Source organism: Vibrio sp. D420a, assembly GCF_030248625.1.
Classification (GTDB): domain Bacteria; phylum Pseudomonadota; class Gammaproteobacteria; order Enterobacterales; family Vibrionaceae; genus Vibrio; species Vibrio fortis_A.
Genome location: NZ_JAHGAN010000023.1, coordinates 399,296 through 425,789, shown reverse-complemented (window position 1 = coordinate 425,789; position 26,494 = coordinate 399,296). Strand labels below are relative to the sequence as shown.

General features: G+C 45.2%; 26 protein-coding genes. 19 read left to right on the top strand and 7 right to left on the bottom strand.

From position 1 onward, the window contains the following. Positions 1-37: 37 nt before the first annotated feature. Entirely contained in the window at positions 38-619 is a 582-nt protein-coding gene (locus KI743_RS16875) for a nucleoside triphosphate pyrophosphatase (protein WP_285467366.1), read from the bottom strand. Between the two features lie 149 nt (positions 620-768). Between KI743_RS16875 and yceD the strand changes: the two genes are divergently transcribed. The 15 genes from yceD to KI743_RS16800 all read left to right on the top strand — a co-directional run bounded on the left by yceD (position 769) and on the right by KI743_RS16800 (position 13,744). Beyond that, positions 769-1,296 (top strand): 23S rRNA accumulation protein YceD, encoded by a 528-nt coding sequence (gene yceD / locus KI743_RS16870; RefSeq protein WP_032552033.1) that lies wholly within the window; start codon positions 769-771, stop codon positions 1,294-1,296. 35 nt (positions 1,297-1,331) lie between these two features. Further along, positions 1,332-1,502: a 50S ribosomal protein L32 gene (rpmF, locus tag KI743_RS16865; RefSeq protein ID WP_004414666.1), complete on the top strand. Its 171-nt coding sequence runs from the start codon at positions 1,332-1,334 to the stop codon at positions 1,500-1,502. 10 nt (positions 1,503-1,512) lie between these two features. Continuing rightward, positions 1,513-2,538 (top strand): phosphate acyltransferase PlsX, encoded by a 1,026-nt coding sequence (gene plsX / locus KI743_RS16860; protein ID WP_285467365.1) that lies wholly within the window; start codon positions 1,513-1,515, stop codon positions 2,536-2,538. Positions 2,539-2,543: 5 nt separating this feature from the next. Continuing rightward, the gene (locus KI743_RS16855; protein WP_032552035.1) at positions 2,544-3,494 is read left to right on the top strand and encodes a beta-ketoacyl-ACP synthase III; all 951 of its coding nucleotides are present in this window, start codon (positions 2,544-2,546) and stop codon (positions 3,492-3,494) included. An 80-nt stretch (positions 3,495-3,574) separates the two neighbouring features. Beyond that, on the top strand, positions 3,575-4,498 hold the full coding sequence (gene fabD / locus KI743_RS16850; RefSeq protein ID WP_285467364.1) for an ACP S-malonyltransferase: 924 nt from the start codon (positions 3,575-3,577) through the stop codon (positions 4,496-4,498). Positions 4,499-4,518: 20 nt separating this feature from the next. Further along, a complete protein-coding gene (gene fabG, locus KI743_RS16845) occupies positions 4,519-5,253 on the top strand; it encodes a 3-oxoacyl-ACP reductase FabG (RefSeq protein WP_285467382.1) in 735 nt (244 codons plus the stop codon). Between the two features lie 166 nt (positions 5,254-5,419). Continuing rightward, a complete protein-coding gene (gene acpP, locus KI743_RS16840; RefSeq protein ID WP_004737381.1) occupies positions 5,420-5,653 on the top strand; it encodes an acyl carrier protein in 234 nt (77 codons plus the stop codon). 93 nt (positions 5,654-5,746) lie between these two features. Next, positions 5,747-6,991: a beta-ketoacyl-ACP synthase II gene (fabF, locus tag KI743_RS16835; protein WP_032552037.1), complete on the top strand. Its 1,245-nt coding sequence runs from the start codon at positions 5,747-5,749 to the stop codon at positions 6,989-6,991. Between the two features lie 102 nt (positions 6,992-7,093). Continuing rightward, entirely contained in the window at positions 7,094-7,903 is an 810-nt protein-coding gene (gene pabC, locus KI743_RS16830) for an aminodeoxychorismate lyase (protein WP_285467363.1), read from the top strand. Then, the gene (gene mltG / locus KI743_RS16825; protein ID WP_285467362.1) at positions 7,900-8,916 is read left to right on the top strand and encodes an endolytic transglycosylase MltG; all 1,017 of its coding nucleotides are present in this window, start codon (positions 7,900-7,902) and stop codon (positions 8,914-8,916) included. The genes pabC and mltG overlap by 4 nt, the downstream gene beginning before the upstream one ends. Positions 8,917-8,927: 11 nt before the next feature. Next, complete coding sequence (gene tmk / locus KI743_RS16820) at positions 8,928-9,560, top strand: dTMP kinase (RefSeq protein ID WP_285467361.1); 633 nt, start codon at positions 8,928-8,930, stop codon at positions 9,558-9,560. A 7-nt stretch (positions 9,561-9,567) separates the two neighbouring features. Then, positions 9,568-10,533 carry a DNA polymerase III subunit delta' gene (locus KI743_RS16815; protein WP_285467360.1) on the top strand — a complete coding sequence of 322 codons (966 nt, stop codon included), beginning with the start codon at positions 9,568-9,570 and terminating at the stop codon, positions 10,531-10,533. Then, entirely contained in the window at positions 10,524-11,291 is a 768-nt protein-coding gene (locus KI743_RS16810; RefSeq protein ID WP_032552042.1) for a TatD family hydrolase, read from the top strand. The genes KI743_RS16815 and KI743_RS16810 overlap by 10 nt, the downstream gene beginning before the upstream one ends. A 445-nt stretch (positions 11,292-11,736) precedes the next feature. Further along, positions 11,737-13,167, top strand: a complete 1,431-nt coding sequence (gene ptsG, locus KI743_RS16805) for a PTS glucose transporter subunit IIBC (protein ID WP_150893982.1) — start codon at positions 11,737-11,739, stop codon at positions 13,165-13,167. Positions 13,168-13,339: 172 nt separating this feature from the next. Next, a complete protein-coding gene (locus KI743_RS16800) occupies positions 13,340-13,744 on the top strand; it encodes a hypothetical protein (RefSeq protein ID WP_150868970.1) in 405 nt (134 codons plus the stop codon). Positions 13,745-13,852: 108 nt separating this feature from the next. Here the strand turns inward: KI743_RS16800 and KI743_RS16795 are convergent, their stop codons facing one another. Continuing rightward, a complete protein-coding gene (locus tag KI743_RS16795; protein ID WP_285467359.1) occupies positions 13,853-14,446 on the bottom strand; it encodes an outer membrane protein in 594 nt (197 codons plus the stop codon). A gap of 142 nt (positions 14,447-14,588) precedes the next feature. On the opposite strand from KI743_RS16795, the gene KI743_RS24655 reads away from it, so the two are divergent. Further along, positions 14,589-14,678: a YnhF family membrane protein gene (locus tag KI743_RS24655; protein WP_150868968.1), complete on the top strand. Its 90-nt coding sequence runs from the start codon at positions 14,589-14,591 to the stop codon at positions 14,676-14,678. Positions 14,679-14,721: 43 nt separating this feature from the next. After that, positions 14,722-15,903 carry a patatin family protein gene (locus KI743_RS16790; protein WP_285467357.1) on the top strand — a complete coding sequence of 394 codons (1,182 nt, stop codon included), beginning with the start codon at positions 14,722-14,724 and terminating at the stop codon, positions 15,901-15,903. Between the two features lie 132 nt (positions 15,904-16,035). Here KI743_RS16790 and pyk read toward each other — a convergent pair whose 3' ends face one another. Continuing rightward, a complete protein-coding gene (gene pyk, locus KI743_RS16785) occupies positions 16,036-17,481 on the bottom strand; it encodes a pyruvate kinase (protein WP_285467355.1) in 1,446 nt (481 codons plus the stop codon). Between the two features lie 318 nt (positions 17,482-17,799). Between pyk and KI743_RS16780 the strand changes: the two genes are divergently transcribed. Continuing rightward, positions 17,800-19,017 carry an ROK family protein gene (locus tag KI743_RS16780; RefSeq protein ID WP_285467354.1) on the top strand — a complete coding sequence of 406 codons (1,218 nt, stop codon included), beginning with the start codon at positions 17,800-17,802 and terminating at the stop codon, positions 19,015-19,017. A 168-nt stretch (positions 19,018-19,185) separates the two neighbouring features. Then, positions 19,186-20,127: a chemotaxis protein CheV gene (locus tag KI743_RS16775; protein WP_150868965.1), complete on the top strand. Its 942-nt coding sequence runs from the start codon at positions 19,186-19,188 to the stop codon at positions 20,125-20,127. 347 nt (positions 20,128-20,474) lie between these two features. On the opposite strand, the gene KI743_RS16770 is transcribed toward KI743_RS16775, so the two are convergent. From KI743_RS16770 to KI743_RS16755, 4 genes are all read right to left on the bottom strand, one after another. Next, positions 20,475-23,549: an error-prone DNA polymerase gene (locus tag KI743_RS16770; protein ID WP_285467351.1), complete on the bottom strand. Its 3,075-nt coding sequence runs from the start codon at positions 23,547-23,549 to the stop codon at positions 20,475-20,477. Positions 23,550-23,648: 99 nt separating this feature from the next. Next, positions 23,649-25,088, bottom strand: a complete 1,440-nt coding sequence (locus KI743_RS16765; RefSeq protein ID WP_285467350.1) for a DNA polymerase Y family protein — start codon at positions 25,086-25,088, stop codon at positions 23,649-23,651. Between the two features lie 3 nt (positions 25,089-25,091). Further along, positions 25,092-25,784 (bottom strand): translesion DNA synthesis-associated protein ImuA, encoded by a 693-nt coding sequence (gene imuA / locus KI743_RS16760; protein WP_285467349.1) that lies wholly within the window; start codon positions 25,782-25,784, stop codon positions 25,092-25,094. Positions 25,785-25,944: 160 nt separating this feature from the next. Continuing rightward, positions 25,945-26,490: a GNAT family N-acetyltransferase gene (locus KI743_RS16755; protein ID WP_150868961.1), complete on the bottom strand. Its 546-nt coding sequence runs from the start codon at positions 26,488-26,490 to the stop codon at positions 25,945-25,947. Positions 26,491-26,494 lie beyond the last annotated feature (4 nt).

Sequence of the window (26,494 nt, the reverse complement as noted above, 5' to 3'; positions counted from 1 at the left end):
AGGAGTAGGGAATCTCTATAGGGTGCTCGAGACCAACCTAAAGCACATCCAACCCTTGCGCTTCCAACATATCAATCAGGTCGATAAGCGGCAGTCCAATTAACGTATTGGGGTCTTTACCTTCAAGACGTTCAAAGAGAGCAATACCCAGTCCTTCACTCTTAAAACTGCCCGCACAATAGAAAGGCTGCTCTTTGTCGACGTAGCTTTCGATTTGCGTAGTGGTTAAGTCGCGAAAATGAACCACAAAGGTGTCGAGACGTGTGTCAGCTTTTTGAGTAACGGAATTCCAAACAGAGAGGCCGGTGTAAAAGGTGATGCTTTTGCCGCTTTGACGTGATAGCTGTTCAATGGCCTTTTCGCGGCTGTGTGGTTTACCAATGATTTCTCCATCGATCACACACACCTGGTCCGAACCTATGATCAGGCTTGGCGAAGTGACCTGACAAGACTTGGCTTTTTCTTCTGCTAAACGCATAACTAATTGTTGCGGTGATTCTCCGGCAATTGGTGTTTCGTCGCAGTCTGGCTTAGCAGTCACAAAGTCTAAATGGAGCTTTTTGAGGATCTCTTGCCTAAATGGCGAAGTAGAGGCCAAAACTAGTTGGTAATTTTTCATTTTAATTTACAATTCGTAGAAGCATTTAATGCAGGATATAGTAACTTATCTTGATATTCATAATGCTCTGTATGGGAAAGGGAAAAAAGTGTACTTTTTTTGCCATTTCCTTTGACTAAACTCGATTTGGAAGATAATATTCGCGCCCTATGCAAAAGGTAAAAATACCGCGTACAGTTGATCCGGCTAGAACCGCTCAAAAACGACTTGATTTAGATGGCATCATCCAAACTAGTCTTTTCAAGCGCTTAAGCGAAGCAACTGAAGGCGTAAAACGTGACGCGCAAGTCTCATTGTCATTTGGGCTTGATGAACAACGATTAGTCGTTATCTCTGGTAAAGCTAACGTCGAAGTCGATTTAGAGTGTCAACGTTGTAATGAGGTTTTCGCACATGAGTGCGATGTCGAATTCACTTATACTCCTTACTACAATGAGAAAAGTGAAGAAGAAGCACCGGAAGAGTACGATTTGGTAGATCTGAACGAGTACGGTGAGTTAGACCTGATTCAACTAGTTGAAGACGAGTTTATCCTTGGATTGCCTCAAGTAGCAATGCACGACGAAGCGGACTGTAGCGTTAACTCAAATAACTTGGTGTTTGGTGAACTTCCTGAAGAAATTGAGGAAGAAAAAAAGCCGAATCCATTTGATGTTTTAAAAAGCTTAAAGAAGTAACTGCTTCTTTAAGAATTTACATAGGAGTAGGGTCAATGGCCGTACAAAAGAGCAAGAAATCACGTTCAATGCGTGGCATGCGTCGTTCACACGATGCGCTAACTACAGCTGCACTTTCTGTAGACGCAACTTCAGGTGAAACTCACCTACGTCACAACGTGACTGCGGAAGGTTACTACCGCGGCAAAAAGGTTATCAACAAGTAAGGTTGACCTTTTGCAAAATATAACCGTTGCGCTTGATGCAATGGGCGGGGATTTCGGTCCTCGTGTAACAGTGCCTGCCGCCGTGCAGGCACTGTCGTATTTCCCAGAGCTAAAAGTCATTCTCATAGGTGATCGAGATGCGATCACATCTCAATTATCCTCATTAGGTCGACAGCCTGATTCTCGTTTGAGCATCCAGCACTGTGACCGAGTTATTTCAAACTCAGAAAAGCCTTCTCTTGCCTTACGAAACAGTCAGGGCAGTTCTATGCGTGAAGCAATCGATCTGGTTGCGGAATCTCAAGCAGACGCATGTGTCAGCGGTGGTAATACCGGTGCATTAATGGCTTTGTCTCGTTTTCGTTTGAAACTCCTTCCCGGCATTGATAGACCAGCACTTGTCTCAGCGTTGCCAACTGCATCCGGTGGTAGAACGTGGATGCTGGACCTAGGTGCCAACGTATCCAGTGACGCAGACTCTCTTTTTCAGTTTGCTGTTATGGGAAGCGCACTCGCAGAACAACATTTAAACCGCCCACCACGTGTCGCGATTTTGAATATCGGCGCAGAAGAAATAAAAGGCAATGACCTTGTAAAACGATGCGCGGAAATGTTGTCTAACACCCAGTCTGTGAACTTCATCGGCTATATTGAAGGAAATCAACTGCTGCAAGATGCAGCAGATGTGGTTGTTTGTGATGGTTTTGTGGGCAATGTGTGCCTAAAAACGTGTGAAGGCACTGCACAACTCTTTATTGATAAGCTAAAAACGCGCATCATGGCGTCAACGATAAAGGGTTGGATCGCCAGAATACTGTTTTCTGAGCTATTTACTGAATTAAAAACCTTGAACCCCGACCAGTATAACGGCGCAAGTTTGTTAGGATTGCGCGGCATTGTCATTAAAAGTCATGGAAGTGCTGATGTATCTGCGGTCGTCAACGCAATTGGCGAGGCAGTACACGAGGTCAAACGACAAGTCCCTAGCCGCATTAGCGATCGTTTGGAAGCGGTTTTACTCGAGAGGCATTATTAGTCTTCATGTATAGCAAAATATTAGGTACTGGCAGCTACTTGCCATCTCAGGTGCGTACAAACGCAGATCTAGAGAAAATGGTAGAGACTAGCGATGAGTGGATTGTTGCTAGAACAGGTATTAAAGAGCGTCGTATTGCTGCAGAAAATGAAACTGTAGCGGATATGGCGTTCTACGCTGCTGAAAACGCAATTGATATGGCGGGTATCGATAAAAATGATATCGACTTGATCATTGTTGCAACGACCAGCAGCAGCCATACGTTCCCTTCTTCTGCATGCCAGGTGCAAGGTAAGCTTGGTATTAAAGGTTGCCCAGCGTTTGACTTAGCGGCGGCATGTTCTGGTTTTGTTTACGCACTATCAGTGGCTGACCAACACATCAAATCAGGCATGTGTAAGAACGTTTTGGTTATCGGTGCAGATGCACTGTCTAAAACTTGTGACCCAACCGATCGCTCTACTATCATCCTATTTGGTGATGGTGCAGGTGCGGTTGTTGTGGGCGCGAGTGAAGAGCCAGGTATTTTGTCTACTCACATTTACTCTGATGGTAAATACGGTGAACTACTTAGCCTTGAAGTTCCAGAGCGCGGCGGCGACGCTGACAAATGGCTTCACATGGCAGGCAACGAAGTTTTCAAGGTGGCAGTGACTCAGCTTTCTAAGCTAGTAAAAGATACACTGGCAGCGAACAATATGGATAAGTCGGAACTTGATTGGTTGGTACCACACCAAGCCAACTACCGCATTATCTCTGCAACAGCTAAAAAGCTAACTATGTCACTTGATCAGGTGGTGATTACACTTGATAAGCACGGCAACACGTCGGCAGCGACGGTTCCGACTGCGTTAGATGAAGCGGTTCGCGATGGACGAATTAAGCGCGGTCAGACTCTTCTTCTTGAAGCGTTTGGTGGCGGTTTCACTTGGGGCTCAGCTCTGGTTAAGTTCTAACCCCTAAGTCGACAGAACAATCAAGGCACATAGATTATGTGCCTTATTCAATTTTTTGCATTGCTTAAAGGATAATTACAATGAGCAAGTTTGCTATCGTATTCCCAGGCCAAGGCTCTCAAGCTGTTGGTATGCTTGCTGAACTAGGCGAGCAGTATGATGTTGTAAAACAAACATTCGCTGAAGCTTCTGAAGCTCTTGGTTACGACCTATGGGCTCTAGTTCAAGAAGGTCCAGTAGAAAACCTAAACGAAACTTTCCGTACTCAACCAGCTCTACTTGCAGCATCTGTTGCTATCTGGCGTGTATGGCAAGAGCTTGGCCTAGAGCAACCTGCAAACCTAGCAGGCCACAGCCTAGGTGAGTACTCTGCATTAGTATGTGCAGGCGTTATCGACTTCAAAGAAGCGATCAAGCTGGTTGAACTTCGTGGTCAATTGATGCAAGAAGCGGTACCAGCAGGCGTTGGTGCAATGTACGCAATCATTGGTCTAGATGACGAATCAATCGCTAAAGCTTGTGAAGAAGCTGCACAAGATGAAGTGGTTTCTCCAGTTAACTTCAACTCTCCAGGCCAAGTTGTTATCGCTGGTAATAAAGCGGCTGTAGAGCGTGCTGGTGCACTATGTAAAGAAGCGGGCGCTAAGCGTGCACTTCCTCTACCAGTATCTGTACCGTCTCACTGTGCACTAATGAAGCCAGCTGCTGAGAAGCTAGCCGATGCTCTAGAAGCACTAGAGTTCAACGCACCTGCATTGCCTGTTATCAACAATGTTGATGTGGTTGCTGAAACAGACCCTGCGAAGATTAAAGATGCACTTGTTCGTCAACTTTACAGCCCAGTACGTTGGACTGAGGGTGTTCAAGCAATGAACGAGCAAGGCGTAGAAAAACTACTAGAATTAGGCCCAGGTAAAGTACTAACAGGTCTAACTAAGCGTATTGTTAAAACAATGACAGCTGCTGCAGTAAATGATGCTGCATCACTAGAAGCTGCTAAATAACGACATAAAGAGAAGTTATGATGAATTTAGAAGGCAAAGTTGCACTAGTTACAGGTGCAAGCCGTGGTATCGGTCGTGCTATCGCTGAACTTTTAGTTGAGCGCGGTGCTAAAGTTATCGGTACTGCAACGTCAGAAAACGGTGCTGCTGCGATCAGCGAGTATCTTGGTGAGAACGGTAAAGGTCTTGCTCTGAACGTAACAGATGTTGATTCTATCGCTGCAACACTAAAAACCATCAACGATGATTTTGGTGCGATTGATATCCTAGTGAACAATGCTGGTATCACACGCGATAACCTACTTATGCGCATGAAAGATGACGAGTGGAACGATATCATCGATACGAACCTAACGCCTATCTACCGCATGTCTAAAGCTGTACTTCGTGGCATGATGAAGAAGCGTGAAGGCCGTATCATCAACGTAGGTTCTGTTGTTGGTACTATGGGTAACGCTGGCCAAGCAAACTACGCTGCAGCTAAAGCAGGTGTTATCGGTTTCACTAAGTCTATGGCACGTGAAGTAGCTTCTCGTGGTGTGACAGTGAACACTGTTGCACCTGGTTTTATTGAAACAGACATGACAAAAGCACTAAATGATGACCAACGTGCAGCAACTTTGGCGAATGTACCAGCAGGTCGTCTAGGTGACCCTCGCGAAATCGCTGAAGCTGTGGTATTTTTGGCGTCGCCTGCGGCAGCTTATATCACAGGTGAAACACTTCACGTCAATGGCGGTATGTACATGGTGTAAATTGTGTGCAACATTTGTGCATGATTTAAGTCAAAATCATACGTAATTTCGGTTAAAATCGCTAAAATTGTGGTTTGACCAGAAAAGTTGGCCTTGCAACTTTTAATAGATTGAATAAACTACGGAAAACATCGCATAAAGCGAACTCTGTAAAGGAAAAGAAAAAATGAGCAACCTCGAAGAACGCGTAAAGAAAATCATTGTTGAACAACTAGGTGTAGACGAAGCAGAAGTTAAAAACGAAGCTTCTTTCGTTGATGACCTAGGTGCTGATTCTCTAGACACTGTTGAGCTAGTAATGGCTCTAGAAGAAGAATTCGACACTGAAATCCCAGATGAAGAAGCTGAGAAAATTACTACTGTTCAAGCTGCTATCGATTACGTAACTAGCGCTCAGTAATAATCTCTCCCAGGCGGTCACCTCGACCGCCTGTGTTTTATCTAACTCATCTATCCTCATCCTAAATCATTTCAATCCCCGGAGTGTAAAATCGTGTCCAAGCGTCGTGTAGTTGTCACTGGCATGGGTATGTTGTCACCGGTAGGCAACACTGTAGAATCTTCTTGGAAAGCCCTGCTAGCTGGTCAAAGTGGTATCGTGAATATCGAGCACTTTGATGCAACCAATTTCTCAACTCGTTTTGCAGGTCTAGTTAAAGACTTTAACTGCGAAGAGTACATGTCTAAAAAAGATGCTCGTAAAATGGATCTATTCATCCAGTACGGCGTCGCAGCAGGTGTTCAGGCACTTGATGATTCTGGTCTAACCGTTACTGATGAGAACGCACCACGTATTGGTGTGGCTATCGGTTCTGGTATCGGTGGCCTTGGTTTGATCGAAGCTGGTCACCAAGCGCTGACTGAAAAAGGCCCTCGTAAAATTAGCCCATTCTTTGTTCCGTCAACGATCGTGAACATGATTGCTGGTCACATGTCTATCATGCGTGGTCTACGCGGTCCTAACATCGCTATTTCTACTGCATGTACAACTGGCCTACATAACATTGGTCACGCAGCTCGTATGATTGCATACGGCGATGCTGACGCGATGCTAGCGGGTGGTGCTGAGAAAGCATCTACGCCTCTAGGTATGGGTGGTTTCGGTGCAGCTAAAGCATTATCAACACGTAACGATGAGCCGCAAAAAGCTTCTCGTCCATGGGATAAAGGCCGTGACGGTTTTGTTCTTGGCGATGGCGCAGGCATGATGGTACTAGAAGAGTACGAACACGCTAAAGCACGTGGCGCTAAGATCTACTGTGAGCTTGTAGGCTTCGGTATGTCTGGTGACGCTTACCACATGACTTCTCCAAGTGAAGATGGTTCAGGTGGTGCATTAGCGATGGAAGCGGCGATGCGTGATGCTGGCATTACTGGTGAACAAATCGGTTATGTGAATGCACACGGTACATCGACTCCAGCAGGTGACGTAGCAGAGATCAAAGGCATCAAGCGTGCTCTTGGCGAAGCAGGTTACAAGCAAGTGCTAGTTTCTTCGACTAAGTCGATGACTGGTCACTTACTAGGTGCTGCGGGTTCTGCAGAAGCTATCATCACTGCAATGTCTCTGGTTGACCAAGTTGTTCCACCAACTATCAACCTAGACGATCCTGAAGAGGGTCTAGACATTGACCTAGTTCCACACACAGCGCGTGAAGTTAGCGGCATGGAATATGCGGCGTGTAACTCATTCGGCTTTGGTGGTACAAACGGCTGTTTGATCTTCAAAAAGATTTAATCATCTTATAAAAGACTCAAACATCGTAGATAGTCACTAATTAGACTTGTTTTTAAACGGCTTGATGCTTAGCATTGAGCCGTTTCTTTTTTGGAGAAAAGCATGTTTTGGGTTGATGGAGAAAGCCAACAAACAGTCGCCTTAACCGATCGCTCGTTTCAGTACGGCGATGGTTGTTTTACCACGATGCTGACACTCGATGGTGAAATTCAATATTACAATGACCACCAACAGCGAGTTGATGCTTGTCTCGTTGCTTTGCGCATTGCTCCTCTCGATTGGGAGCAAGTCAGCTTTTGGTTGGATAAAGCGCTTTGCTCTGTACCTGAAAAAGGGTTAGGAGGCGTTAAGCTGCATGTGAGTCGTGGTTCTGGTGGTCGAGGTTACAGCCCGTCAGGCGTGTTGTCACCTGTCGTGACCATTAGTACGTTTGCATATCCAGAACATTATGACCAATGGCAGCAATCTGGCGTCGAACTCGGTGTTTGTCAGCAAAAACTAGGGCTATCTCCATTGTTAGCCGGCCACAAGCATAACAATCGTCTTGAACAGGTTCTCATGAAAGCTGAGCTAGATGAATTAGACTTGGTGGATGGTATTGCATTAGATATCAATGATCAGGTGGTCGAAACCACAATGGCAAACCTGTTTTGGCGTAAGGGTTCTAAGCTCTTCACTCCTGAGCTTAACGCCAGTGGCGTTGCTGGGGTGATGCGTAAACAGGTGCTGCTGGAATTAGGTAAACAAACGGAGGTTGTCGTCGGTCGCTTTGACCTAGAGCACCTGCTTTCTAGCGACGAGGTCTTTATGACTAACTCGATCCTCGGTGTTGCTCCTGTTACCAAGATTAAAGAAACACAATTCGAAATTGGACATGTCACACGTACCCTTCAAGGACTATTAAACTCGTGATTAAGAAGTTATCTATTTTTGTCGTCTTATGCTTAGTGATCGCAGCATCAGCAGCATTCTATATTTACAATCAAGCTGAAGCGCACCTAAAACAAGTGATTCAGCTAGAGGAGCCACAGGTGATCACTGTTGCTCCTGGTGCGAGTTTCCATCGTGTATTGAATCAACTGGTTGATGAAGGTTTGTTTACGGCGTCGCCATACAGCAAGCTGATTCGTAAGCTTCACCCAGAATTGGTTGATGTAAAAGCGGGTACTTTCTTGCTTGAGCCAGAACTAACGCTTAACCAAGCACTTCAAGTATTGGTTGAAGGTAAAGAGCACCAGTTTACGATCACATTTGTTGAAGGTAGCCGCTTTGATGAGTGGCGTCAGCAGTTAGAGCAGAACGAATTTATTGAGCAGACGCTACAAGGCGTCTCAGAAGAAGAGATCGCAGAGCTACTGGGTATTGAACACAAGAAGTTAGAAGGTTTATTCCTCGCTGAGACTTATCACTACACCTATGGCACCAGCGATTTAGATTTGTTGAAGCGTGCTCACAAAGATCTCATGGATGTGGTTAACCAAGAGTGGGGTGCTCGCGCTGAAAAACTGCCTCTAAAATCACCTTACGAAGCGCTTATCCTAGCGTCTATTATCGAAAAAGAGACCGCCGTTGCTTCTGAGCGTGAGCGTGTTTCATCGGTATTCGTGAATCGCCTAAACAAGCGTATGCGCCTGCAAACCGATCCAACCGTTATCTACGGAATGGGTGATAGCTATGATGGCAACATTCGTAAGAAAGATTTAAGAACACCAACACCATACAACACATACACTATCAATGGTCTACCGCCTACGCCGATTGCGATGGCTGGCAGAGCATCGATTAATGCGGCTTTGAACCCAGAACAAAGTAACTACCTTTACTTTGTGGCAAGCGGCACAGGTGGTCACGTATTTTCAAAGAGTTTGGCTGAGCACAACCGTGCAGTACGAGCTTACTTAAAACAATTAAGAAAGAACAAATAAAGAACAAAGCTATGAATCAGTCTAAGTTTATTACGGTAGAAGGTCTAGAAGGTGCAGGTAAAAGCACTGCGATTAACGCAATCTTAGCGACACTCAAAGAGTCTGGTGTTGCAGAGGTCGTGAATACTCGTGAGCCCGGTGGCACTGTTCTTGCCGAAAAGATGCGTTCTTTGGTTAAAGAAGAGCATGAAGGTGAGAAGCTGCAAGATATGACCGAGCTGTTATTGATGTATGCAGCGCGTGTTCAACTGGTAGAGAATGTAATTAAGCCAGCGCTTTCTGAAGGTAAATGGGTACTGGGTGACCGTCATGATATGTCGTCACAAGCCTATCAAGGCGGTGGTCGTCAGATTGACCGCAAGACCATGACGTCATTAAAAGAGACTACTTTAGGCGACTTCAAGCCCGATTTGACTCTATATTTAGATTTGGACCCACGTGTTGGCCTTGAGCGTGCGCGTGGTCGCGGCGAGTTAGATCGTATTGAAAAGATGGATATCTCATTCTTCGACCGTACACGTGAACGTTACTTAGAGATCGCTGAGCAAGATGAATCGGTATTGGTCATTAATGCAGAGCAAGAGATCGAGCAAGTAGCGGCAGATATCAAACAAGCACTAACAACTTGGTTAGAGCAACAGTAGGTTAAACATGACCGAGTTATACCCTTGGCTATCACCACTTTGGAACGAGTGGAAAAAGAGTCTAGAAGCAGGGCGATTCCCTAATTCATCGATTGTGAATGCACCGCTAGGTTTGGGTGTTGAAAAAGCCGTGGATCAACTCACCGCGTCGTTGATGTGTATCAACTACGAAAGTGAGGCTTGCGGTTTTTGTCATAGCTGTGAGCTGATGAAATCCGGCAGTCACCCGGATTTTCATGTTATCTCTCCAGAGAAAGAGGGCAAAGCGATCACGGTCGATCAGATACGATCGAGTAATCGCTGGGCGCAAGAGTCATCCCAATTGAATGGCTTGCGTGTCATCGTCGTTAGTCCAGCCGAGGCGATGAATGAATCGGCATCGAATGCACTGCTAAAGACCTTAGAAGAGCCTTCTAGTGAGTGTATTTTTATTCTAGTTAGCCAGAACAGTCATCGTTTAATGCCGACGATTGTGAGTCGCTGTCAGCAATTTAGTGTTGCAACGCCGAGCTTAGAGGTTGGCGGTCAATGGTTGAAGCAAGAGCTAGGTAAAGATGTCCCAGACTACGTGCTCGCTCTGAATGACAACGCTCCGCTACTGGCAAAGGTTATGGTAGAAGAGGGCGGTTTAGAGAGTTCTCAACAACTGTTTGACCGCTTTCTGAAGATTGTCCAACGTAATGACTTTAATTTGATGCAATTGGCATCTGAAATAGCGAAAGATTCAATTGTTCAGCTAAGCTGGCTATGGCATCTACTCTCAGACGTGCAGAAGGTGCATTTTGGTATTCAAAGCCAATCTATTCTGCCGAGCGCACAAGCCTTATCGAGCACTCTTTCGTATCGAGCGGCTCATAAATCGTCGAGTCAGCTATTGGTTCTTCTTGAACAATTAAAGCAACACCCAGGGCTTAACACAGAGCTTCTGATAATGAATTGGCTTATCGCCACTTGCGAGGAAACATGTTCGTAGATTCCCACTGTCATTTAGACAAATTGGACTATCAAGATTTACATACTGGCGTAGAAGATGTCATCAATAAGGCCAAAGAGGCTAACGTTGAACAGCTACTTTCCGTTGGCGTGACATTAGATTCTTTCGAAAATATGCTCGAAATGATCTCGCCTTTCGATAATGTTCATGCATCGTGTGGTGTTCATCCACTTGATGTTGAGAGTGACTTCGATTTTGAACGTATGCGTCGTTACGCAAGCGACGATAAGGTTGTTGCCATTGGTGAGACCGGGTTGGATTACCACTACCAACCAGAGACAGCAGAGCTGCAACAAGAACGCTTTAAGCAGCATGTTGAGCTTGCAGTCGAGCTTAACAAGCCTTTGATCATTCATACACGCAATGCACGCGAAGATACTCTCGCTATTTTGCGTGATGGTGGTGCTGAGAAATGCGGTGGTGTTATTCACTGTTTTACTGAGGATCAGGCGTTCGCTGATGCTGCGATGGAGTTGGGTTTTTACATATCTATTTCTGGCATCGTGACCTTTAGGCAAGCGACAGAGTTAAAGGAAGTGGTTAAAAATATCCCACTTGATAGGCTACTGATTGAAACAGATTCTCCATATCTCGCTCCGGTCCCATATCGTGGCAAGCAGAATCAGCCTGCATATGTGGTTGAAGTGGCCGCGTACATCGCCCAGCTTAAGGGAATCTCAATGAAAGAAGTTGCACAAAAAACAACGGAAAATTACCGAAAACTTTTTTTGCGATGAAAAATCAATTTGATAAACAAAAGGGAGCGTAAGCTCCCTTTTTTGCGTATTAGATCACCAAAACGCTCAACTTTTTTAATGTTTACGAATTATGTTGAACTTGAGAGCATAAAATATAACATCTGTAATTTTGTTACTAAAAATAACATTACCTCTTATTTTATTTACCCCGTGAAATAATAAGTTTTAAATAAAAAATCATTTAAAAACAATAATTTAGGTTTCTGTAAACCATTGCATTTTTGGATTTGACATGTGATCCAAGACGTGTTTTGAAACTAAATTTCGTAAGTCACTAGAAAGTTTGTTACCCATCAATATATATTTAGCGGCAGAAAATATAATGCAATACATGGTTACATTTTCACTGGGTGCTAACATTTAGGCTACGGGGGTGTGCCGTTAGAACCCATATAATTATTTTATCTTTATCAGGAGCATAAACATGTTTAAGAACCTTTTTGCTAGCCTGCAAAAAGTTGGTAAGTCTCTGATGCTACCAGTATCAGTTTTACCAGTTGCGGGTATTTTGCTTGGTGTTGGTGCAGCGGACCTTTCTTTCATTCCAGAGATTGTTTCTAATCTAATGGAACAAGCGGGTGGTTCAGTATTCGGTCAAATGGCTCTGCTATTTGCTGTAGGTGTTGCACTTGGCTTTACAAACAATGACGGTGTAGCTGGTCTAGCTGCAATCGTTGGTTACGGTATCATGACTGCAACACTTGGCGTAATGGCTGGTGTTATGGGCGTTGAGAAAATCGATACTGGTGTACTAGGTGGTATCCTAGTCGGTGGTGTTGCTGCTTGGGCATTCAACCGTTTCTTCCGTATTCAACTTCCAGAGTACCTTGGCTTCTTCGCTGGTAAGCGTGCTGTGCCAATCATCACTGGTTTCTCTGCGATCGGTCTTGCAATCCTACTATCTATCGTATGGCCACCAGTTGGCGGTGCAATCGCTTCATTCTCTGATTGGGCTGCACACCAAAACCCACAAGTTGCGTTTGGTATCTACGGCATCATCGAGCGTTCTCTGATCCCATTCGGTCTTCACCACGTTTGGAACGTACCTTTCTTCTTCGAAGCTGGTACTTGTGTAAACGCTGCTGGCGAAACTCAAAACGGTGTTCTTACTTGTTACCTAGTTGCTGATGAAGCATCTCGTGCTGCAGGCAACGGCTTCGGTCAGCTAGCAGGTGGTTACATGTTCAAGATGTTCGGTCTACCAGCTGCTGCAATTGCAATTGCACACTCTGCTAAACCTGAAAACCGCGTTAAAGTAATGGGTATCATGGCATCAGCTGCTCTGACTTCATTCCTAACAGGTATTACTGAGCCAATCGAATTCTCATTCCTATTCGTTGCTCCAGTACTGTACGCAATCCACGCTCTACTAGCAGGTTCTGCATACGTTCTAGCGAACACTCTAGGTTTTGTACACGGTACATCTTTCTCTCACGGTCTAATCGACTTCCTAGTTCTATCTGGCAACGCGTCTAAGATGGGTCTAATGATTGTTTGTGGCCTAGGTTACGCAGCGCTTTACTACTTCGTATTCCGCACAGTAATCAAAGCTCTAGACCTTAAGACTCCTGGTCGTGAAGACGAGTCAGAAGACCAAGCTGTAGCGACTGGCTCTGAGCTAGCTGGTGAACTAGTTGCTGCATTTGGCGGTAAGGCTAACATCACTGGTCTTGACGCTTGTATCACTCGTCTACGTGTAGCTGTTGCTGATACAGAAGTTGTTGACCAAGACAAACTGAAGAAACTAGGTGCTGCTGGTGTAGTAGTAGTAGCTGGTGGCGTTCAAGCTATCTTCGGTACTAAGTCTGACAACCTGAAAACAGACATGGATGAGTGGATCCGTAACAACGGCTAATCACTGATTCAATCGAATAGAAGGAGGCTTTGAGCCTCCTTTTTTCGTTTCTGCATACTCTTCACCACTGTGGCCAAGTTGACTTAATATCCATGATTCTCTAACTCTACGATGACATCTATCTTTAATAGGTAACTATGCTTCATCGCAGATGTATTAATAGGGCTTGATTATGAAACAATATGGATTATTTGGTCTCCTGATTGCGAGCAGTTCTTTTGTTGCACACGCGGCAGACAATGCAGACCTTGAAGTGGGTTTAGCACTAGACCAAGACTTGAGCGCAGTGATTGAAATAGATAACACTTACCGCGTGACCGTGGGTAATGATGGCGCAGCCTTCGATTACATGCTTAAACGTGGCAAGTTTGATTCAGAAACACCATTAGACTGGTATGTTGGCGTTGGCGCGTGGGCTGAGTGGGAAGATGACTTCGGTGTGCGAGTACCACTGGGTGTAAAAGTGAACTTCTATGACGGATGGAACGCTTACGCGCAAGTTCATCCTGAGTTGGATTTGTACGCAGGAGCAGAGTTACAACTTGGTGGTGCGGTAGGTGTGACTTACAAGTTTTAAGCTCACAAGACTGATATATAAACAGGCGCGGTTATATCCGCGCCTGTTTTTTTATTAGATAGCATTAATGCAGATGTGCAGCGCCCTTATGCACCTGGCGTTGTATCGCTAAAAAGTAAATGTCAGGCCGACATTGGCTTGAAACTGGTTCATCCAATCGGTTTCAAATCGGATCACACAGTTCTGCCCAGTAGAGGGTAAGTTACAGGCTCCGCTGGTATCGTTATCAACGACCGTACCTAGCCAACGCAATTGAGTAGTTAGTGCGAGGCTATCAGAGAGCTTGTATTCCACACCACCAAAAATAGATGCTGAGAATCCGTACTTATCTTTGGCCCAATCGACATCGACATAGGAAGCGCCCAGTCCCAAACCTAGGTAACCAGAAAACTGATTCGTGGCAGGGTAGTAGATACTGCTCTGGAAGTGTAGGTATTGAATTGAAGAGTCTAGTTTTAGGGATTCCAGTTCAGACTTTTGATTTGAGTAAAATAACCCAACTCGCCCCTTTTCGATTGGCGTCTCGATAGCAAGAGAGTAGCTGGCTGAATTTTCCATATCGTAGGTGTTGCCATCTTCATCCTCGACAGCACCACCGCCAGTGAAACCTATCATCGGGGTGATTTGAATCTCAGCTGATAGAGAAGCCCCTGAATAACTCAGAAGGGCGAAAAGCACGAGAGCATTTGTTTTGTTATTCATGGGCCTATCCTTATCCAAACACCTACTAATTGTGATGCTTACATCAATATTGTGCGACTAATTTCGACGAATCTTGAACATACTTCACACACCTGATATCACTTTAATAAGGCTAAACTAAATATAATAACCAGAGGTGTCTATGGAACATGATCTGAAAAACGCTCTACAAATTACCGCTTTTATCTTCATTGTGCTGCTAACGTTCGGTTTTATCGCAATAACTAACTAACCATAGCAGGAAAGCGAAATTACACAGTTCGCTTTAAGTAGCAATGAACAGTGGCGTAATTACTAATACCGATATCGCAATAGACTTGGCTTACTACGACAAGTTTATTGCTGGTAAAACAGCTTTGGTTGCTCAAGGTGGTGGCCAAAGAGGGGTATTTACATCTGGTGTATTAGACGCCTTTCTCCTCTCTAATTTTGACCCATTCGATGATTTCTTTGGTACCTCTGCTGGTGCTTTGAATCTATGTGCCTTTGCTTGTCGAGACAAAGGCCTGGGTAAGTCTTTTATTATGGATCTGACCACAGATCCTGAGTTTTTCAATCTATTCTCTTATATTCGCCACCGGAAAGGCTTGGGAATGGAGTGGGCGCTCGAAAAAATCCTGGCCTATCCTTACAAGCTCGACCTTGATTTAGGGCAGCAAGCCTTAGGTGGACGTAATATCTATGCGGCAGTGACGGGTGTAAAAGATCTTAAAGATCATTATTTCCCGCTATTTAGTGAAGATTGGTATAAGGTTATGCTTGCAACCTGTGCCATTCCTCGACTTTACAATGGAGAGGTTGAGATCGCTGGGGAGAATTATGTAGATGGTGGGGTATCGGCTTCAATTCCGGTTCAAGAGGCTTGGAGAAGGCAAGCGCGCTCAATAATTGTTATACGCACTGAGCCGGCTTCTGAATGGCGCCCTGAGAATGAATTGGAGCAACGGCCTAAGCCGCCGAAACCTATCTCGGCGGAAGAGCTGGAGTGGTTTCGTAGCTCTTTCAGCAGCGTGCAAGAGCATTGGCAACAGAAAGTCGAGCAATGGAAGGTCGATTGGAGTTCGTTCTTTCAGCAACAGATCACGCGCTCTAAGCAACAGAAACGTGACAGGCGGCATTTAGACTTGCTTAATGGCGGGCGTTGGCTGTTTGGTGCTGATGATATCTATCGTCTTAGTCACTTGGTTGGCGATAAGTTCGATTCAGGCTTGGCGGATATGTTAATGGTTCACTATCAAACCTACTCATTAACTGAAGATTTCTTACACTCTCCTCCGGACGATACTTTCGTGATTCAAATTGCGCCGAGTGAACCTCTCAAATCGAGCTCATTGATGAGTGATAAAGAAGATCTCTTATATGATTACCAGCTTGGGATGGAAGCTGGATTTAAATTTGTGGAGTTGTATTGTTCTATACAAAACGCCAAAGCATCTCACGTTATTCAGTTCGCATAGCGTCTAGCTTTTCTGCATCTAACATCTCTGCTTTTTACGTCTCTCAATTTACTAATACCGAGTGTTAAGCACAAAAATAGCTGTGAAGTTTAGCTCCACAGCCATAAGTATGAATGCTGTAATATCAGATGACTAGGTAACAGGAAGCACACGCATGCAGTTTGTTGAACCTGCGACATCCATGATGTCACCTTGCGTGATAATCACGAGATCGCCAAACTTGAGCATCCCTTTCTCTTTCAAACAGGTCAAGGTAGAGAGTGCGATATCAAAGCTGTCTTCTTTGTCTGTTTCAAAATAGATAGGCGTAACGCCTCGGTATAGAGTACAGCGGTTGAGGGTGCCTTCGTTGCGTGATAAAGCGAAGATTGGCATGTCGGCACTGAGGCGAGACATCATTAATGCTGTGCGACCAGACTCAGTGAGAGTGACAACGCCTTTAATACCTTCCATATGGTTTGCCGAGTAGATGGTCGCCATTGAGATGGTTTCTTCTGCCGTTACAAATGTGCGGTCGATGCGGTAGTTAGATTGGTTCACTCCAGCCATCTTCTCTGCACCGATACACACTTCAGCCATCGACTTAACGGTCTCCACGGGGTAGGCACCAGCTGCCGTTTCCCCAGATAGCATTACCGCATCGGTACCATCAAGAACGGCGTTGGCGACATCCATCACCTCAGCACGTGTTGGCATGGGTGCTGAGATCATCGATTCCATCATCTGGGTTGCGGTGATAATCGTACGGTTAAGTGCTCTAGCACGGCGTATAAGCTGTTTTTGTACACCAACGAGCTCTGGGTCACCAATCTCAACTCCGAGGTCTCCACGGGCTACCATGACCACATCTGACGCCATGATGATGTCATCCATATTCTCAATACTAGAAACCGTCTCGGCTCGTTCAACTTTGGCTACTAGGTGCGCCTCCAAGCCAGCGTCTCGAGCGAGTTGTCTGGCGTAGCTCATGTCTTCCCCGTTGCGAGGGAATGAAACAGCAAGGTAATCAACTTGGATCTCTGCGGCGGTAATGATGTCACGCTTGTCTTTCTCTGTCAGAGCTTCAGCTGAGAGGCCGCCGCCTTTCTTATTGATCCCCTTGTTGTTCGACAAAGGACCGCCGATGATGACTTCGGTATGCACTCGACAGCCTTCTACTGAAGTAACTTTTAGTTGAACACGGCCATCATCGAGTAGCAGGACATCGCCAGCATCTACATCATTGGGTAGTTCTTTGTAGTCCAGTCCAACCGATTCTTGATTACCTTCTCCCAGTCCTAGGCTGCTATCGAGTGTAAATTTGTCGCCGACGGCGAGTTGAATCTTTCCGTCTCTAAAGGTGGATACTCGAATCTTCGGCCCTTGAAGGTCTCCTAGAATGGCGATTTGGGTACCGAGTTTTTTGGCAATAGCACGAACGTTAGCCGCTCGTTGGATGTGATCTTCGCTACTACCATGAGAAAAGTTCATGCGAACAATGTTAGCGCCGGCTTTGATGATCTCTTCGAGAACGTTGCCTTTGTCTGTGGATGGGCCCAGTGTGGTAACGATTTTTGTTTTTCTTACCTGTGCTGTCATGAATGCTCCTACTGTGAGACCAAGTAATCTGTGTAAGATAAAATTAAGTATATGCATTAATTGATAATTTATTGGGAGCCAACGAGATATTTCTTCAATTACATAAAATAATTGGTGATCAGACTCAGGAGTGATGTTTTCTGGTGAAAATTAAGTCTCGCTGTAAAGGGAGATGTATGAATTTCTGTTAAAGTATTTGACTCGAAACACAAAGATTCATGTATATACGTGATGCTTGTCACGGCAATATACCAAGGGACTTCACAATTACTTCGCAAAGTAAAAAAATTACCCGGTTGATGATTTCTGGAGCGTAAAATGTACATGGCTCAACCGGGCCATATTGATCATATCAAACAGGTCAATGCTGGTCGTGTATATAAACTAATAGACCTTAAAGGTCCCATTTCTCGTATCGATCTGTCCAAACAAAGTGAGTTGGCTCCGGCGAGTATTACCAAAATTACTCGTGAACTCATGGAAGCTCACCTTATTCATGAAACTACGGTTCAGGAAGCGACCACGCGTGGGCGTCCAGCTGTTGGTTTACAAACCAATAATGAAGGCTGGCAGTTTCTTTCGATGCGACTGGGGCGTGGTTATCTCACTATCGCTCTGCACGAGCTGGGTGGTGATGTGCTTATCGATACTAAGATCGATATCCACGAACGTGACCAGGAAGATGTGCTGGCACGTCTACTCCATGAAATCGACGAATTCTTTCAAACGTATGCTGAGCAGCTTGATAGGGTAACCAGTATTGCAGTGACGCTACCGGGCCTAGTGAATTCGGAGCAGGGCATCGTTTTGCAGATGCCACACTACAATGTAGAGAACCTTGCTTTAGGACCAGAGATCTACAAAGAAACTGGGCTTCCCGTTTTTATTGCCAATGATACACGTGCTTGGGCATTGGCAGAGAAGCTGTTTGGTAACTCGCAAGACAACGACAACTCTGTACTTATCTCTATCCACCACGGTTTAGGGGCAGGTATTATTCTCGATGGTCGCGTTTTACAAGGTCGCCACGGAAATATCGGTGAACTCGGTCATATCCAGATCGATAAACAGGGCAAGCTTTGTCACTGCGGTAACCGAGGCTGTTTAGAAACTGTTGCCAGCTCTCAAGCGATTCGTGAGCAAGTAAAAGAGCGTATTGCTCAAGGTGAAAGTTCGTCTCTGGATGGTATCGAAGACGTTACCATCGAGCAGATTTGTGCAGCAGCAGCCGAAGGCGACCCGATGGCTGTGGAAGTCATTGAGCAGCTAGGCCATTACTTAGGCTCGGCCATCGCTATTGTAATCAACCTGTTCAACCCTGAAAAAATCTTGATTGGTGGCGTGGTTAACCAAGCGAAGAGCGTCCTCTATCCGGCAATTCAGAAATGCATAGAAGAGCAGAGCTTGAAGGTTTATCACCAAGATCTTGAATTGATGGAGTCTCGTTTCTATAAACAAGCCACTATGCCGGGTGCTGCACTGATCAAACAAGCATTGTACGATGGCCAATTACTTATGAAGGTGATCGAGGGTTAATTTATAAATCAACCTCGCCGTGACTCATATCTGAACACCGCCCATTTACTTCAATGGCATATTGCTTACAATGATGCCATTAGTTTAAGAACCTCCCTATGTAGTTTTGCGTTAGCCTATTGATTTAGGCTATTGTATCTGCAGTTATTGTTATCACTAAGGTGTTGTATGTCTGGCGTTTTGAACTCGGTTGATCAAAGAACCAAGTTAGTCGGTGAAAACCGTTTAGAGCTGTTGCTTTTCAGTTTGAATAGCCGCCAATTGTTTGCGATTAACGTATTCAAAGTAAAAGAGGTACTCAAAGTACCTGCGTTAACCAAACTACCGGGCTCGCATCATAATATTACTGGTGTTGCTTCCCTACGTGGTGAGTCAGTACCTGTGATTGATTTACGCAGTGCGATTGGTTTCCCGCCGTCTCGTCAAGAATCACAAGAAAGTAACCTTATCATTACCGAGTACAACCGTACCGTTCAAGGCTTCTTAGTTGGTCAGGTTCGTAATATCGTCAATACGATGTGGACTGAAATTCAACCGCCGCCGAAGACGACGGGAAGAGCTAACTACCTAACTGCAATTACGCACATTGAAGAAGATAAGCAGCAGAAGATCGTTGAGATCATTGATGTAGAAAAAGTGCTTGCTGAGATCATCGACTACGATGTTTCAATCTCTGAAGGCGTACTCGATGCAGAATTAGCCGCTCAATTGGTTGGACGTAATGTATTGATCGTCGATGACTCGTCAACGGCGCGTAATCAAATTAAAGGTACTTTATCTCAGCTTGGTTTAAACATTATTGAATGTCGTGATGGTCTTGAGGCTTTGAATTTACTTAAATCTTGGTGTGATGCAGGTAAAGACATTTATGAAGAGCTTCTATTGATGATCACCGATGCAGAGATGCCAGAGATGGATGGTTACAAGCTTACCCACGAAGTACGTAGCGACCCTCGTATGCAAGACCTGTTCATTACACTAAACACTTCACTCAGCGGTAGCTTTAACGAGGCCATGGTTGAGAAAGTTGGCTGTAACCGCTTCATTTCTAAATTCCAACCTGACTTGCTGGTGGAAGTAACTCAAGAAAGAATGCGCCAGATTTTATAATAAATGTCAGCGTACGGTTATTTTTAGATGATTTTATGGACAACGTTTGCTATATTCGTGGTGCATATTTGAGCATATCGAGTATGTATTAATGACTAACGTAACTTTTCATGAACAATCTAAGGTAGTCCCTCTTAATGATATGGTTAACGTCTAAAGTCGTTATGACTTTAAGCTTATTACTATATAGGGAATTTAAGAAAAGACGTACGGAAGCTGATGTTGAAGTTTAATTCAACGTATTAGAATTGAGGGAGGCTAATTGCCTCTCTTTTCTGTTTTTGGGGTTTTGTCACTTCTATGATAATGGCTTTGAAACAAACAGTTACCTCTCGACTCTCACCACATTAATGAAATTCCCGCGACTGAGTTTTTAAACCTGTTAACTCATCCGTTAGGTCAATAAGCTGGCCTGCTATCACATGAAGTACATCACCTTCTTTCTCTATGATTCCTTTCACCTTTAAAATTTTTGCGGTGAGATAGGCTTGTTGTTGGCAGCGAGCAGTTGCCTTCCATACCACGACATTAATATTGCCAGTATTGTCTTCTAGGGTAAAAAAGGTCACGCCTGCCGCTGTCCCCGGGGACTGTTTGCCTGTCACGACACCTACGACCGTGACCATGGATTTATCTCTTTGATGCTTAAGATCTTGCATGTGAGTAAAGCGCCCGAGCTTATTTGCTTGCTCAAGTAGGCTTATTGGGTGCTGATTGAGAGAGATACCTGTACTGGTAAAGTCTTCTAATAGATCTTGTGTCGCATTGGGTTGGCGTAGGGGCTGAGGAGGTTCGTGTATGTCTCTAAACAGTGGCAGCTCGGAAGCTGAATCCATTAAAGCCCAGCGAGTTTGAAAACGATCACCGGATACACTGTGCATTGCGTTCGCTGAAGCCAATAGCTCAATATCTCTACGGTTGATGGAGAGTTGAGTGACCTGATTTGGATGGCGGTAGCCTTGGTAAGGGCGATTAGCGACTAAACTCTCCATTGCTTGTTCACTTAAGCCTTTCACTTGCCTCAAACCAAGTCGAATAGCTAGCTTCTGCTCTTGATTAACGACGATATGGTCTCGTTGTGAGGCATTAACACACACCGGAAGTACTTTTACACCGTGTCTCTGTGCATCTTGCACTAGCTGTGATGGACTGTAGAAGCCCATGGGTTGACTATTTAACAATGACGCATAGAAGCATTCTGGGTAATAGAACTTTAACCACGCGGAGCAGTACGCCAGCACGGCAAAAGAAGCGGAGTGACTCTCGGGGAATCCATACTCACCAAAGCCACAAATCTGTTTAAAGATCTGCTCGGCAAAGGCGATATCGTAGCCGCGACTCTGCATCCCATCAATGAGCTTAGATTTAAACTTAAATACGTTACCGTTCTTTTTCCAGGCTGCCATTGCTCGTCGTAACTGGTCGGCTTCACCACCCGTAAAGCCAGCAGCAACCATGGCGAGCTTAATGACCTGTTCTTGAAAAATAGGGACGCCCAATGTGCGAGAGAGTACTGATTTAACCTCAGAGGAGGGGTAGTCGATGGGTTCTTGTCCATCTCTTCGCTTCAAAAAGGGGTGTACCATATCGCCTTGGATAGGCCCCGGCCGTACGATGGCGATTTGAATCACTAAGTCGTAATAGCTCCTTGGCTTTAGGCGCGGCAGCATACTCATTTGTGCACGAGATTCGATCTGGAAGATGCCCACTGTATCCGCTCTCTGAATCATGCCGTAGACATTTGGATCGTCTTGTAAACGAGTGATCTCTGCAATCGAGAGCGAACGCCCATGATGCTGCTGGATCATGGTGAAGCATTTACGGATTGCAGATAGCATACCAAGTGCTAATACATCGACCTTGAGTAGGCCAAGCGCTTCTAAGTCATCCTTATCCCATTGAATAATCGTGCGCTCTTGCATCGCCGCATTTTCTACAGGAACAAGCTCATAAAGCGGTCCTGAAGAGATCACAAAGCCGCCCACATGTTGAGATAAGTGGCGTGGGAATCCGATGATCTCATCGACCAAATGGATAAACTGTTTCCCTTTGAGAGAATCTGGCTGTAATCCAAGCAGTGTCAGTTGCGCCTGCCAACCTTGATGCTTATCTCGACGGTTGGTGTTTTTAATGAAGTAATCTAGCTGTGTCTCTTGCAGCCCTAGCACTTTTCCTACATCTCGTACTGCACTCTTAAAACGATAGGAGATCACGGTAGCCGCTAATGCTGCACGCTCTCGACCATATTTTTGATAGATATATTGGATAACTTCTTCGCGACGCTCATGCTCAAAATCCACATCGATATCAGGTGGCTCATTACGCTCTTTACTGATGAAGCGTTCAAAGAGTACTGATATCTGACGCGGGTCGACCGACGTTATCTCAAGGCAATAGCACACAACAGAGTTTGCTGCAGAGCCTCTGCCTTGGTAAAGAATGCCTTGTTGTTTGGCAAACATTACGATGTCGTGAATGGTTAAAAAGAAGAAGGGGTAATCGAGTTCTTCAATTAAGTTCAGCTCCTTCTCGATGATCTGTTCAATATCACGGGGTATCCCGTCAGGGAAGCGGCTTTTCTTGCCTTGTTCAACCAAGTTTCTGAGGTATTGGTTTGGCGTTTGCCCTGCAGGAATCAGTTCACTTGGGTACTCGTAACGCAGGCTATCAAGGTCAAACTGGCATAAACTCGCAATGTGGTTGCTCTCATCCAGCCAGGACTTTTGGAATATATGGCTGAGCTTATTAATGCTACGTAAACAGCGCTCTGCATTAGCCAGTAAGTGACTGCCAACTTCGGGCACGGAGCATTGATGCTTTATTGCCGTAAGAGAGTGTTGTAGTGGTAGGCGATTGGCATTATGCATCAGTACGCCACCACAGGCCGTGATAGGAAGTTGGAGGTGCCGAGCAAGTGTCGAGCAGTGAGCTACATACTCTTGATCACCCTGTTTAAGGTGACGCTGAACCCCTATCCAAAGTCGACCTGAGTGATGCTGATTGAGCCAGCTTCCCCAGTGATTATCTTGAGCAGTTTGTTGAGGGAGCCATATCACTAAACAGTGCTTGGCAGACATGATGTCCCACTCAGAGAGTTGGTAATGCCCTTTTTCACTGCGTCTACGAGCGTTGGTAATGATTCGGCATAGCTCTGCATAAGCTTGTCGATCCGGGCATAGTAATAGGAGTTGGCACTCTTCATTGAGCCAAAACATACTGCCGACAATCTGTTTGAGTGCTAACTGGTGCTGTTTTATTGCTGCATGTACTTTCACGATACCAGCAACAGAGCATTCATCGGTGACAGCTAAAGCGTGGTAACGCAAAAAATCCGCTTGAAGAACCAACTCTTCAGCATGGGACGCTCCTTCTAGGAAAGAGTAATTGCTTTGACAAAATAGTTCAGAATAGTGCTGTGCCATAGCGTATTAAGTCCTAATGAAAATGTGTAAGCGGCGGTTGGTCAGTTTTGATTGCTAATGGATAGGTGCGACCGAAAGCGACCCGCTTGTTGAATTCGCTTAACTAAATAATCCATGGATAAACCATGCTTTGCTTGGGGTGCGGAATACCCATAGCCACCGTCCGGTCTCGCAACGGGCGATGAAATAGTCTCGAATCACTTTCTCGCCATCCCACCAACCTGAAATAATACGCTCAGGGCCTTGAGACAACGTCACAGGCGTTGTTAAAGGCTCTGGGGTAGGTAACAAGATGCTTGGCCTTAAGCGCTTGTGTGATGATGAGGAAGTGCCATTAATCATTGAAGTTTCTGTCCCCTTAGCTTGAGGCGCTAAGTTAGGCAATGAGTATTGATTGGCTTTCTCTGGCCTTGGGTCCTGATGCGTGAAAGGCGAGTGAATGGCTGCTTGCCCCAGTTTAGCTTGCAGGAGTGAAAGCAAGTCTAGCGATGCTAGAGTGCCTGTGTTGCCATCAAATAGATCGTGATAAGCCGCCTGAGGCTCTCCATGGCGAACTAAGGTTAAGGTTAACCCCTGCACCGGAGCATTAATTGTGACAGACTCTAAGCTGAGGTGAGTAAGCTGTGCCCATTTAGTGGCAAGGTAGTCTCCCTGTGCAGAGAAAAAAGGCACGCAGTGATCCTCACAGTCTCTCAGGTGCAAAGTGAGTTTGATTTCAAAAGCGACACGGTCACGGAGTTTCAAAAAGGCTTCAAGCTGTGTGAGTAATTTGGTCAGTGGTTTCTCAATAAACTGCAGGTTCTCTATATCAAACAGCAACTCTAGATATTGTTCGAATTTTTCGGGTGGATGATAAAAATCAATAGGATGCTTAAATTGTCCGTTTAGACGTCCAACGTAGTTCACTAGATCAATATCAAATCGGCGCGCAACATCTTGGATCGATAGTTTCAATAAGTCTCCAACCGTATCCATACCAACACGCTGTAAACGCTCGACCTGTTTAAATGGTAGTTCGGTGCTGGTTAAGTACTGCTGTTGAACACGGTGCTTCATTGTCTCTATGTCACTCGTGATTAAGTTAAGTGACTTTTTTCCGAGCAAAATAGCTGCTAGTGGTGAGTAGCCAGTGGCGAAATGGAATTGGACATTTAATGTAGAAAGGTGCTGTTTTAATGTGCTCCAGTAGTTGTCGAGCCCATCATAGAGCGACAACATGTTTGAAGTCTTAATTAAAAGTCCATTTGGTGGCAAGAGAGCCATATCCGAGGTGACTAGATAGGCCCAATGTGCGATCTCCTTGAGGCGATTTTCTTCAAGCTCAGCGCGATGAGGCAGAACTTGGAGTTCATGATTGAGAGCGGCAGCCGAACCAAGCCCCATACCAAGCGTTATTCCTGAGTCCAAAGCTAAGTTATTGGCCTGAATCACCTTATGCGTTTTTTCATCAACGATAATCAACGGGTGTTCGTTTTGCTTGTCACCACTGAATAAGCTATCCAGCTGTAATGATGGAAAATGCAGATAGAGCCACAACATAGATCACCCTTGTTTCGCGATTGGGAAAGGGATGATGGTTGAATTGTCGTGCAGCTCTGCAGGTGCTTGCTCTGTTAAAAGTGGCCACTGTTGCTGCATGTTTATGACCAAGCTGCCGTACGACCAACTGCCTTTGCGCTTGATAACTTCCACTTTTAAACCAAGATGATGCGGTGATAATTTCATGCTCAGTGATACGGGCAAAGAGAGTTGATTATGGCTACCGCTCTTAAAGTGAAACTGCAGGCAACGACCCGTTTCGCTCGCTGCTTGTAAGCGCTTGGTTTGATGAATCTCAAGTTCCGTTCCCCATAAAAGCACAGAGTGACAGGCACCACTTTTTAGACACTGCTCAGCAGCCCATAACGCTTCGATATCACTACTTGGCGTGATCACAAGAATGTTATGAAGGGATAGCCCTTGAGCATCAAAGAACTCACCACATACATGACCTGGAGGATTAATAAATACAGCAAGGCGCTGGGCGTTTTGTTGCGCTAGGTAAGGCGTCAGTAAGCGTATCTCTCCTAAACCAGATTGGGATTCGACCTCTATGACACCGTGCGTAGGAAAGCCCCCATTAAGCTGATTGTCGAGCTCAGGGTATCCTGTAGAGTGAGTTTGCCCTTGTGTACTAGGCTGCAGACCTTTCCAGATAAGTTGGCGGTCTTGTAGATTTTTGATCAGTTCATGCATAGTTAAGTACCTGTATATATATACAGTATATTTGACTCTGAGAATTATGGGAAGAAAAATGAGATAAAGAAGTAAGGCTCGCTCTTAGTTGGTTGTTTTAAAGACAAAAAAAGCCGCATTTAATGCGACTTGATTCGAAAGAGGCTTGGTGGAGGAAACTCTAGTACCCAGGAGGTAGCACAGCGTACACCACACCGTCCTTGGGCTCACCATTGAAGATAAACCGGTTTCGAGCAATGGTCTCACGCTCTGCACCGCATGCTTCGATCAGGTGTTGGCTTGGTAAATTATCAAGATCACATACAACTTCTAGACGAGTGAGTTTGAGCTGAGCAAAACAGAATTCAAACAGCGCTAACATGGCCTCTTTTGCGATGCCGCGTCTTTGGTATTGATCTGCGACCCAATACCCTAAGCTTGCCATATTGAAGGTGTGATAAAGCTCGTTGATGGCCACCATCCCCATTAATTTGTCACTCTCTCGGTCAAATATTCCAAAACCGAACGCATCTGCTTTGACCCAGTTGAGTCGAGTGGCGAGGATGAACTTTTCTGCTTCTTGTTGTGAGTACTCGGTATGACACCAATCAATCCAACGCGATAGGCTCGGTGATTGCTGGATACATTGAGCAAACTCTGGTGCATCAGATGCTTCTATGATTCTGAGGACTAAGTTGCGGGTCACTATGTGAAAATCAGGACTCATATTG